The sequence below is a fragment of the Streptomyces sp. NPDC058231 genome, from assembly GCF_042882275.1.
Lineage (GTDB): Bacteria > Actinomycetota > Actinomycetes > Streptomycetales > Streptomycetaceae > Streptomyces.
Window position 1 is genome coordinate 1 of sequence record NZ_JBHVWN010000122.1, and the last position, 11203, is coordinate 11203.

General features: G+C 66.8%; 7 protein-coding genes and 1 pseudogene. 2 read left to right on the top strand and 6 right to left on the bottom strand.

Translation table 11 applies throughout. From position 1 onward, the window contains the following. The first annotated feature begins 95 nt into the window (after positions 1-95). Positions 96-632 (top strand): phosphate-starvation-inducible PsiE family protein, encoded by a 537-nt coding sequence (locus ACFVXE_RS37870; RefSeq protein WP_389678221.1) that lies wholly within the window; start codon positions 96-98, stop codon positions 630-632. Here the strand turns inward: ACFVXE_RS37870 and ACFVXE_RS37875 are convergent. The 6 genes and pseudogenes from ACFVXE_RS37875 to ACFVXE_RS37900 form a co-directional block, all read right to left on the bottom strand. Next, positions 560-2782: an FUSC family protein gene (locus ACFVXE_RS37875; protein WP_389678223.1), complete on the bottom strand. Its 2223-nt coding sequence runs from the start codon at positions 2780-2782 to the stop codon at positions 560-562. The genes ACFVXE_RS37870 and ACFVXE_RS37875 overlap by 73 nt on opposite strands. A 548-nt stretch (positions 2783-3330) precedes the next feature. Further along, a pseudogene (locus ACFVXE_RS37880) lies at positions 3331-3771 on the bottom strand (ISAs1 family transposase); the annotation flags it as partial. Beyond that, complete coding sequence (locus ACFVXE_RS37885; protein ID WP_389678224.1) at positions 3681-4352, bottom strand: transposase family protein; 672 nt, start codon at positions 4350-4352, stop codon at positions 3681-3683. The gene ACFVXE_RS37885 and the pseudogene ACFVXE_RS37880, both read right to left, overlap by 91 nt. A 353-nt stretch (positions 4353-4705) precedes the next feature. Next, positions 4706-8551 (bottom strand): glycoside hydrolase family 3 C-terminal domain-containing protein, encoded by a 3846-nt coding sequence (locus tag ACFVXE_RS37890; protein WP_389678226.1) that lies wholly within the window; start codon positions 8549-8551, stop codon positions 4706-4708. 226 nt (positions 8552-8777) lie between these two features. Further along, a complete protein-coding gene (locus ACFVXE_RS37895) occupies positions 8778-9173 on the bottom strand; it encodes a ricin-type beta-trefoil lectin domain protein (RefSeq protein WP_389678228.1) in 396 nt (131 codons plus the stop codon). A 422-nt stretch (positions 9174-9595) separates the two neighbouring features. After that, on the bottom strand, positions 9596-9787 hold the full coding sequence (locus ACFVXE_RS37900) for a hypothetical protein (protein ID WP_389678230.1): 192 nt from the start codon (positions 9785-9787) through the stop codon (positions 9596-9598). A 364-nt stretch (positions 9788-10151) separates the two neighbouring features. Here ACFVXE_RS37900 and ACFVXE_RS37905 point away from each other — a divergent pair, with 364 nt between their 5' ends. Beyond that, positions 10152-10850 carry an alpha/beta fold hydrolase gene (locus ACFVXE_RS37905; RefSeq protein WP_389678232.1) on the top strand — a complete coding sequence of 233 codons (699 nt, stop codon included), beginning with the start codon at positions 10152-10154 and terminating at the stop codon, positions 10848-10850. Positions 10851-11203 lie beyond the last annotated feature (353 nt).

Consider the following 11203-nt stretch of genomic DNA (forward strand, 5'->3'; position numbering starts at 1 on the left):
AGACCACGAAGCCATACAAGTGGACCTACGACGGTGCCCCGCTCAAGACCACCTGATCAGCACCCCTCCACGAACTTCCGCAGTGCAGCACTAGCATGCTGACTGTGCGACCCACTCTCCCGAAGACCGAGGGCGGCCGAGTACAGGGCTTCCTGCAGCTCATCGAGGACGGCATCCACCTCGTCGTCGCGGCGCTCCTCGTACTGCTCGCGGGGCTCCTGACCGTCGGGGTCGTCCACGACGTCATCAGGTCGATCCAGGGGCCGTACCGCGAGGAGACGGTCGTTCTCTCCGCCTTGGACAACGGCCTTGTGCTGTTCATCGTGGCCGAGCTGCTCCACACCGTCCGCCTGACCATCAGGAACCAGACCCTCGACGCGGAGCCGTTCCTCGTCGTCGGCTTGATTGCCGGCATCCGCAAGGTGCTCATCGTGACGGCCGAGGCGGAGAAGTCCTTCCGGTGGAACGTCGAGGGGATCGAACTGCTCATCCTGGCGGGGCTGATCCTCGTAATGGCGACAGCGGCGTACGTGTGGCGGCGCTCAACGCGGCCGGGAGACTACTTCCCGCTCGAGGAGGCGGGGCGCTCCCCGTCGCCGGCGCCGTCACCCACGCCGGGGCGCGGGTCCTGATCGTCATCTTCCGCCGCCACGGCCGCCCGCACCCGCTGCTCCTCGCGAGCGGAGCCGACGTCCCGTTCCAAGGGTGTGCGGCTCACGGCCGTCGCGAGGTCCTCCAAGGCCCGCTTCTGTAGTTCCGCCCCGCGCCGCATCACCGGGCTCCGGTCCCCGGCGGCGGCGCCCTCCCACGCGTGGAGCGCCTCCTCCACGCGCCCCCAGTCCGGATTCCTGTGCTCGCGCACGTCGACTGCCGCCTGCGCGGTGTCCGCCTCCAGGGCCTCGGCGAGCCGCTCCGCCTCGGGGACAGGACGGCTGTCGGCCCGCGGGACGTGGCTCTCCATGAGCATCGCCGCCCGGCCGAACCCCTTGAGCGCCTCCTGCGCCTCCTCCGCCTCGCGCGACATCAGGCCCCTGGGGCGGACCGGTTCCTGCCTTGCCCGGTCGTAGGCCTCCTGCCAGGCGGCACGTGCCTCCCTGCTCGCCAGCAGTGCCCTGCGCATGTCGGCGTGATGCTCCCGGGTCGGTTCGGCGTAGCTGCGGAGCACCGCGGCCGCATAGCGGCCGTTGGCGGCGAGCCAGTCCGCAAGCCGGCCCGGCAGACGGGGTGTCTCCCATGCGGGGAACACCACGTACGCCAGCATTGCCAGGGCCCCGCCGAGCAGGGTGAGCACCACACGCTCCGGGACCGTCTGCTCCCATGCCTGGCCGCCCATGCCGAGCAGGAAGACGACGTACGCGGCAGTGAAGCACTGGGAGTAGGCGTAGCCGGTACGGATCAGCGTGTACGACAGGCCCGCCGAGACCACCGTCAGCGCGCCGAACACATGGGCGTCCGGGCCCAGGGCCCGCACCATCCCGGTGGCGAGCGCGACCCCCGCCAGGGTCCCGGCGAGACGGGCCACCGCACGCGCGTACGTCCGGTGGAAGTCCGGCCGCATCACCATTACCGAGGCGATGGGCGCCCAGTAGCCGTGGCCCAGGGGTAGCCGGGCGGCGATCAGATAGCCGAGCGTGGCCACCGCCGCCAGGCGGACGGCGTGCCTCAACACGGGCGAGTCCCAGCGGAGCTCACGGCGGACCGCCCGGACGACGACCGGTACCAGCCGGAACATTGTCGGGCGCACCAGGAACTGGGCGCCTGCGGGGCCGTGCAGCGTGGGCGTCTTCCCGCGCGCGCCGCCGCTCCCGGCGATCTCCAACGCCTCGCCGAGCAGTTCCACGAGCCGCTCGGCAGTCTGCCGCGCGGGGCCCTCCAGCACCTCGTGCTTCTCGTCGACGCGCAGGACGTCCGCGCTCCCGGGCGGCACCTCGGCGGGAGTGCCGCGGCGGATCGAACGGGCAGCCGCATCCAGGACGTCGGCGGCCGCGTCGAGCAACTCCCGCGCGCGGTCCCGCCCGGGTCCCTCGGCCGGGGCGCCGACGTCCGGGTCGGCGAGCGCGGCGACGACCGGCCGAATGCGCTCGGCGAGTCCTCGGGGACCGTGGAGGACGGGGGGCCGGGTGCGGGCCTGTGATGGCGTCACGGCGGCCGCGTCCCGGGCCGTCATCAACGGCTCCGGGTCGAACGGGGCGGTCGGGTCGTGCCGCAGTCGGCGGGCGTAGTCCGCCACGGCGGCCAGGGCGTCGGCGAGCGCGTCACGATGCGCCCCCCAACGGCGAATCGGCAACAGCAAGATCAGCACGGCCTGCGCCACGCCTCCAAGCGCGATGACCCCGGCGTGCTCCAGGGCTCGCCCGACGCTCGTGGGCAGGGTGATGGTCACCAGCATGCTGCCGACGGTCGTCGCTGCGACGATCCCAGCGGTCGATCCGACGGCCCACGCCATCCCCGCGGCAAAGGCCCATACGGCCAGCAGTGGGAGGAACGTCACCAGTCGCCCCGCCGCCAGGTAGCCCACGAAGGTGCTGAGCGCCAGACCCGCGCCCGCTCCGAGCGCGATCACCTTGCGTGGACGCCAGGTGCGCTGGAAGGTGGCCCCACCCGCGGAGTAGGCACCGAGGGCGGCGGACGCGGCGTACGCAGGGGAAACCAGCCACAGCGCCAGCCCGAGGACGATCGCCACCCCAGCAGCCGTGCGCAGCGCGAGCAGGGGCTCCAGCCGCGTCTCCTCGAGCGTGAGCCCAGATCGCACGACCTCCCCGAAGACCCGCAGCCACGTCACGGGTGCGAGCCTAGCCGGAACGCCCTGCCGGGTCGCGTCGGCCTGGTTGAGGTGCGGGAGCCGTCGGGCAAGGAAGCCTCCGGCACGGGCCCAGGAACAGGCTGGCGGCCGCAGCCGCTGGGACGGGGTGCTGCCACTGCGGACACTGTTGGGCGTCCACCGTCCTACCGGGCCGGAGCGCGGGCGATTGCCGCTGGTTCAGGTCCGACCGGAGCGCAGGCGATCGTCGCCCGTCCAGCCTCGGCGCCTTACCGCTTGTGGCCGGTGCCGTGTCCGTTCGGATGCAGGACCACCTTGGTCCAGCCCTCGTCGCGGGGCGTCGAAGTGCTCGAAGGCGGTGGGGCCTCGTCCCAGGGCTTCGGCGTAGTTGTGTGACGCCCGTTTTGTGATCATGCGAGGCTGAGGAGTGCGAGGGGGCGGCGGGGGTCGCGGGCGTTGCGGCGAAGACCTGCCGCGATGTTCTTCGTTCCGGCTGCCCGGAGTGCCCCGACGGCGAGGTTGCGCCAGGTGGCCATCGCGCGGGGCGCGTTGCCGGTCCGCAGCTGAGAGGCGTCCTCGGCGAAGGTGGTGTCGCGGACGTGGTGCAAGGCCTCGATCGTCCAGTGGTCGCGGACGAGTCGGGCGAGCTGGGCCGGGGTGGCCTGCTCGGCGGTCAGGCTGGTGACGGCGTAGACCGTCTTGACGGTGGTCTTGCCGGTCTTGCGGTCAGTGCGCCGGCGCTTGATCTGGACGGCCTGGCGGGCTCCGGGGAACAGGAGGCTGTCCACGGTGGCGACCTTGATCCGGCGGATTTCGGAGCGGCCGTGGCCGGTTCCCCGGGTGCGTCCCTGAAGCGGGATGTCTTTCCAGGGAAGGGACTTGAGTTGTCGGCGCAGCTTCTTCTGGTTGCCCTTGACGATCACGATGTAGTGGGCGGCCCGGCCGAGGAGGTAGTCGGCGTGCTCGCGCTGGGTGTGCATGGCGTCGCTGGTGACGACGGTTCCTGCCAGTCGGCGACGGTGTCCAGCAGCGGCTGGAAGCAGGTGATCTCGTTCGTCTTCTCGCCGACGTCCAGCTGGGCCAGGACCAGGCCGGTGGCGTGTTCCGGCGCGGCGAGCAGGTGGATCTTGCGGCCGTTCGCTTTTGCCGCGCCGCGCAGGCTTTTGCCGTCCACTGCGAGGCCGCGCAGCCCGGTTGCCTTCGGGTGACGGTCGGCGAGCCATCGTCCGACCGCCCGGTCCAGCGCGTCGCCGTCGATGCGGGCCAGCAGTCGGCGGACCGTGGTCTCTGCGGGCAGGATCCGCCTGGGCAGAAGCGGATCGGGGTCCGCACCGACCTGTTCCAGCACATACCCAGGGGCATCGGCGATCCATTCGCCGATCGCCAGCAGCGAGGTCGCTCCGGCCAGCACCGCGCACGCGGTGAGAGCGAGCACGACGGCCAGGCGGTGGCGCACCCCGCGTGGGTCACGCGGGTCCGGCACCTCGGCCAGCCGCTCCAGCAGGCCTGGGGCCTCCTCGGGTCCGACCTGCGGATTCTCACGCAGTTGGTCAAGGGCAGGCGGGATCAGAGATGATGCGTCGGCAGGCACGGTCTTCCACTTGGATCACGGGGCGTAGAGAACTCCATGATCTTGGAAGCCGTGCCTGTCACGTTCCGAGAGCACCGCCGCTGAGCTGGCAGTCCGCCACGAACCGGACGTCACGCGACTACGCCGAAGCCCTGCCCGTCCGGGCCGTCGGATCACCAGCGCGGCGCCTTGGTCGGGCGCGTGGGAGTTCTCCCGAATCGCCGGCCGGAACGGCTTCCGGCCGACCGGCGAAGTCGGAACGAGCCGAGATTGCAGTGGTGGGCGGCGGCCCGAGGTCGGTGCGCGCAAGGCCTCAACGTCATCGATGCCCGGACAGAAACGGTGTCCGGGCATCGAGTGAGTGACCTCAGCTGTCAGGAAGTCGTGGCACTCCGCAGCTGAGCCGGGCTGTCTGCTGGACCGACGAACACCTTTCGGGCACCGGAGGTGCGAATCCACTGCTGCTTAGCTGTGGACCAGTACTGCAAAGCGCGCGGTTCGACGTGGGTCGTCACGGTCCTCGACGCGCCCGCAGCGATGCTTACGCGGTCGAATCCCGCCAACGCCCGTGGCGCGAACTCCACACCGTTCGGCCGTATGGACGGTGGGCCGACGTACACCTGTGCCACCGTAGAACCGGCCTGCGATCCGGTGTTGTGGATCGTGTACGACACGTCCAGCCCACCGTCCTTGGTGGCGGTGACAGTCGGTGTCGAGTACGCGAAATTCGCGTAGGACAGGCCCCACCCGAATGGGAACTGTACTGCCATACCCAGCTGGTCGTAGTAGCGATAACCGGCGTAGATGCCGAAGCTTGCGACCTGAGACGTCGGATACGGAACGCCCTTGGCGGTCAGTGCGATCGAGTCGATGCTGACGTTGCCGCTGTCCTTGCTGCTCCGCAGAATTTTTATCTTGTGAATTCCGGCGGTCAGATTGACGTCGACAGTCTTGATGCTCCAGGTGTTCCCGTCGCTCGGTGCCGGCAGGCTGACTTGACTGGCTGTGCCGTCGATGCCGACAGTGAGTTTTTGTGCGCTTCCCATGGCGTTGCCGTAGCGCAGTTGCAACGTGTACTTCCCCGCGTCGGAAGGTAGGTTCACCTGCGCTTGGTCACCTGCCTGGGTGAAGCCGGCGACAAATCCTTCACCGGTGTAGCCCTCATGATCGACGGCCTCCTTGACACCTGTTCCGTGGATTTGACCTCGTTCAAGCTCGCATATGACAGCGACGGAGCATTCAAACAAACCACCGAGGCTGTTTGCTGCGCTGGGGAAGCGGGCGCCCGGGGCGGTCAATCCGAGGCTGTCCACTTTGACGTTGCTGCTGGTGTTGTCCGAGCCGGACCGAAATAGCCGCACGGTGTGGGGCCCGGCCGTAAGGCTCAATGAGACTTTGGCGATCGACCAGTCGTCCCGACTTCCGGTGTCCGGCAGAGGTAGCAGTCGCGCCGGCCCGGTATCCACAGCGACGTGCAGCGACCGGCTCGACCCCATGGCGTTGGCGTACCGAACGTGCAGTGTGTACGTGCCCGCTTTGCTCGGACTGACCTGGTAGCGCAGCGAATCCTCGTTGGTGAGGAATCCGGTAGCGAATCCAGAACCGGTGTAGTTCCTGTGGTCGGTAGCGATGGTCGGGCCGTTCAGCTTGGCGTCTTCGCCCTGACAGACCGTACCTGTCTCGCAGACCGGCACCTGTCCGGTTGGCTTTTCCGTTCCGCCCACCCGCTCTGGATGGGTGCCGGTGGCATCTCCCGGAAACAGTCCTTGGTTCTGGTCGCTGCTGAACAGGGTGTCTTTGCTTCCTTGCGGCCAGGTCGTCACCACGTGCCCGGAGGGATTCGCCAGTCCCAGCAGCAGTCGCGCCGTTGCCGTACCACCCTCCTGGCCTGGCTGCCACATATCCAGGACGCTCTTGACGTCGTGAATCCAGGAGGTTGTGATGACGGGACCTGAGGTGTTCAGTACAACTGAGGTGTTCGGGTTTGCCGCCGCGACCGCCTTGATGAGGGCGACCTGATCGGCGGGCAGCTCCCCGATAACCATGTCCGGATTCGCCGGATCAGTAAGCTGCCCTGTGTTTCCCGCACCGACGAACACGATGGCCTTGGACTTGCCCTTCGCGGCTGCTGCGGCATCACTTATGTCGCCGTCTGCGCGGCTGTAAGCAAGCCGGAAACTGGCCTTTCCGGAGCTGCCGTTCGAGAACGATACCGAGATCGAGTGGTAACCGGCAGACAGACGTCCCACATTGTAGGCCGAATTATTGAGCCCACTCTCTGTGAAGCCGGCCCGGGTAGTGCTCATGTCCATCGGAAACACGCCGGGTCGAGGAGCAGCGTAGACACGTGCCGACGTCGAGGCCGACTGAGACTTCCCATCGACGGAGAGTCCAACGCCGATGTCGGAGCTTTTCGTACTCTGGATACGCAATGTGTACGTGTCTGCTGACGGCACATACAGGTAACCGCTCCAGGCATAGTTTCCCTTGGGGAGCTGTCCCGCCGGTGAAGTCGTGGTGAAGTCGAGCGATCTGTCTGCCGTCGGGGCACCGGGCCCACCCGTGCGGTCAAGTCCTCCGGTTACACGTGTAGTCGATGTTGACAGCGCTGATGAGGGTACGGCGTAGCCGCTTGGGCTCAGAGCCGGGCTGTAGGTGAAACCTTTGTCGTTCTGGGCGAACGTCTTGATCTGCTGGAGGGTGTTGATCACGCTGCGGTCGGGGTAGCCGCCGGAAGACTCATTGTTGGGAGCGCCGACGTTGTATTCGGCCAGCGGGCCGCTGAGCGCGACTCCAGAGGACAGGTCGGCCGGCGTGATGGGGAGGGTCGAGGCGTCGTTCTTCAGAAGCACCCCGCCTTCCTCGGCGGACTTCTCAGCGACCGCCGCATCGCCGTACTTTGTGCCGATGACGGCGGCTGAACGCGGGCTTCCGGTCGGGAGAGCGGCTGAACCATCGCGCACCCCGTTCACGCCTCCGGGATTGCTGCAAGAAGCACTGCTGTCATTGCAGCCGAGCAGACCGAAGCGCTCTTCCTGGTAGAGCACGCGGGCGAGGGACTGCTCAAACACGGGCAACGGGATATGGCCGTCGAGTACGAGTTGTGGAATCTCGTCCCAGACACTTGCGGTCCCGGTACGCGGGTCCTCGCCCGGCATATTCTGTTCGGTGCCCTGAGCGAGATCGGTGCCACTGGTGGCTACGGGATAGTCAGTGCCCACGAATGCTTTGGAGTTCCATTCACCGCGGATGAGTTGATTCTGGATCAGGGGGTTTCCGCAGGCGAAGTTGGGGTCGGTGAGATTGCGAGTCTGTGCTGTGGTGCTGCCGAACGGGCTCTTCTGGGTGAGTTGCCCCAGCGTTGCGTTCGGCGCGTCAGGGACTTGAACTGTCTGATATGAGCACATGTACGATGCGGTCGACCCCTTTTTTCCGGCACCCTCGTAGGGAGGTGCGAATAGCTCGTGTATCGCCTGATCAGATATCTGGACCGGCTGGGAAATATCATTGCCGTAATAACCCAGAATGTGCTTGGTCTGAGCCATCGCGTGCTGGCCCTGGACGCCGTTAACCTCAGACGCTGCGGTTTCGCCAGCGAGGTAGGGGTCCTCACCCGTTTCGTCACTGGAACGAGCCCAGTTGGGGAAGATGTCCGTATCCACTTGCGGGCCCAGTAGACCGGTAGCCATATGTGCGCGTGCCTCGGCGCCTTCTACTTGGCCCCAGGCGTTACCCAAACTAGGGTCGAATGAGCCGGCCACCGCAGAATTCTGCGTGGCGGCTGTCGACTGTCCGCGCTGCGGTCCCGCGAACAACTCGACGCCGGCTCCGTCGGTCCAGCACAACGGCGAGATGGCTGGCGTAGTGCCGCTCGGCGCGAGGTTGGAGCCGGTCTGGTTGCAGCTTGCGACAGGAGAGTGACCGCCGCTGTACTTGTACAAGCCGGTACCGTCGAGGATCTGCAACGCGTTCTGCAGCTGGCTGAGAGTCGGAGGATTCGACGGCAGCAGCTGCTTGATCAGTCCTACGACCGTCTTGGTGTACGGAGCCTGGGAATCCTCCGTCGGCGAGTGGGCTACCGATGGCAGTACGACCGGCAGCTTGTAGGGAACATTGGCCGGCTGTACTTCCGTGAAACCATTGGCGACCGCCATGGCGCGGGGCGGTGCGGCAGAGACAAGCGCGCTCAGCAGGGCGGTGCACGCCGCTGCCACGGTCACCGCACTCCAGGAATGGAGGGGCGCGCATTTACTCGCGATTCTCACTCTTCTTACTTCAGGCCGTACACCAATTCTACTCATCCAGGTCACCCTTCTCGAACGGAGAGAAATGCGCCGACCCGACACGAGGCCTCGATGCTCAGAGGGTGAACGTGAGGGCGCGGATGCGCGGCGCTCGTCGCTGGTGGTGCTTGCGCTGCTGTGTTCCAGTCGCGCTGGGGTGCGGTCACCACAGCCCGCTTACCCTGGTCGGTGAGGCTGAGGGCGCGGCAGCGTAGATGGTGCCGTCCGGCAAGTGGCTTAACTTCTGCCCGGATGCCACTGACACACACGCGTCGCGGTCGACCGGGGCACCGTTCGCGGTGGAACCACCGGAGATGTCCAGGCACACGCCGGCCGCCCTGACTCTGCCGTCCTGCTGCCAACTCCAGACCTGGGTCGCCGAGCCGTCGCAGGTGGCCAGTTGAACGGTGCCGCGGCCGTCCAGACACGTCGAGCCGATCGAGATGCTCCCGGCGGCGCGCGCGAGCGCGGTAGTGCCCGGCACAAGGGCCAGCATCGGCGCCGGCGCTGCTGCGAACGCTGCCCAGGTCAGCGGTGTCCATCTACGGATCATGATCATCTTTCCAATGGCGCTTGCCCCACCAGGACGCAGAACGTTCGCACTCAAGCGGGGCGCTCCTGAGCTAGTTAGTTAGACTATGATCCGAACTAACTAGAGTCAACAAGATGCCGCAGATCTCTCGCACTCCTGCGAGATTGGCCTGCGCGGCCGTGTTCGCGAGCGGGCAAACCTCACGGCTTCGGACAGCGCCGTGGACGCTCTCCTGCGGGAATGGTGGGACGACGTGTGGCGCAGCAGTTTCCTCAAGGACACGGGTGCCGCCGCTGCCGCTCTGACGACCGGTCCGGGCGTGGACCACACCGTCGACGCGGACAAGTCACGACCTGCTCGCCGACCACCAGGACTTACGCGCCGTCCACGGCCGACTGGACGATCTCCCCGGCGCACAAATGAGTTGGCATTTCGTAACGAACCGGGCGTCACGCGACTACGCCGATGCCCTGGGCCTCGTCCAGGCTGAGTTCGTGGGAGACGACGAAACTCGGCGTGCCTTCTCGCCGGCGATCAGATCCCGCAGCGCCCGGTTGTACTTCTTCACCGACAGGGTCGGACTGACGATAGTCGCGTCCGCATTGGCAGTCGCCAACGACAACCACGCCGATGACATCCACACCGCGATCGTCGATGTCTTTAGCATTTTCTCGGACGACCTGGACGAGGCGCTACGGCTCTGCGAGGAGATGTCGGCCGACACCGACGATCGTGTTGCCCGGGGGCCCGTCGGCTGCACGAGAGCCTGGCAGAGATCGATCCCGTACTCCGCCCCTCGTAGCAGGGGTTCGATCGCTGTTGTGAGGGTGCAGATCCTCGACGACAGGGGCAGCGAGGAGCACGTCCTCGGCTCAGTGCCACGGAGCATTCCCGTCGATCATGTTCGGAGCCAGATCGTGAGAGCTGCCGCAGTGGCTGTACCGAGGGGCGTGTATCGAAAGTATTTTCGGGGCGATTGTCAGGCTGCCCCGCTACGGTGCGGGCATGGTGAATTTCGTGCTGGTTGCGGGTGCGCGGCTCGGGGCGTGGGCGTGGGACGAGGTGGTGCCGTATCTGCGTGCGGCTGGCCACGGCGTCTACCCGTTGACGCTGTCCGGTCTTGCTGACAAGCGGGGTGTGCTGGCGGGGCAGCAGACCCACGTCCAGGACATCGTTGCCGAGGTCGAACGCCAGGGTCTGCGTGACGTCGTCCTGGTCGGTCACAGCTACTCGGGCATCCCGGTTGGTCAGGCCGCGGAGCGGATCGGCGACCGGCTGGCCCGCGTGGTATTCGTCGACTCCAGTGTTCCAACTGATGGCGAGTCGTTTGTCTCCGCCTGGCCGGACGGCGGGGCCGGGGTGAAGGCATCGATCGCCAAAAATGGAGGGTTTTGGCCGCTCGTGCCCGCAACTCACTACGACGGCGAGGGTCTCACCGATGAGCAGATCGCACGCCTCGTGCGTGGCTCGACGCCACACCCGGGCGCCACGCTGACCGAGCCCGCCGTGCTCGCAGGGCCGCTCGGTGAACTTCCGGCGACGTACATCCAGTGTCTGCTCGCCGGGGCCGAGCCGGACGACGACGTGGCCGAGCTCCTGAACAGCAAGCACTGGCAGCTGGTCAAGATGGACACCGGCCACTGGCCAATGTTCTCCCAGCCGCGTGAACTGGCACAGATCTTGCTTGACGCAGCCGGGGAGTAACTGCAGGTCCATGCTTGCGCGCTCCGTTTGGGCGTGTATCACATGCGCTGGTCACAGCCATTCGTTGATGGCTGCTACGAGGACCGTGGCCTCGTAGCGAACCTGCAACTTGTCGTAGCGTGTGGCCACGGCCCGATGCCTCTTGAGCCGGTTGATGCCGCACTCGACTGCGTGGCGCTACCAGGCCGCTTTAGCCGCAGGGCACGCGCTTGCTGCCATAGAGTTCCAAGGTCGGCCGGAAAGGCTCTAGTAGGGCACGGTCATGTGCGGTCCGTGACGGCGTGTCTTCTTGATCGGTCGTGTCGTTGATCGGGTGTGCTGAATGAGGAGTTGGCTGCGGTCCGGTGTGATCT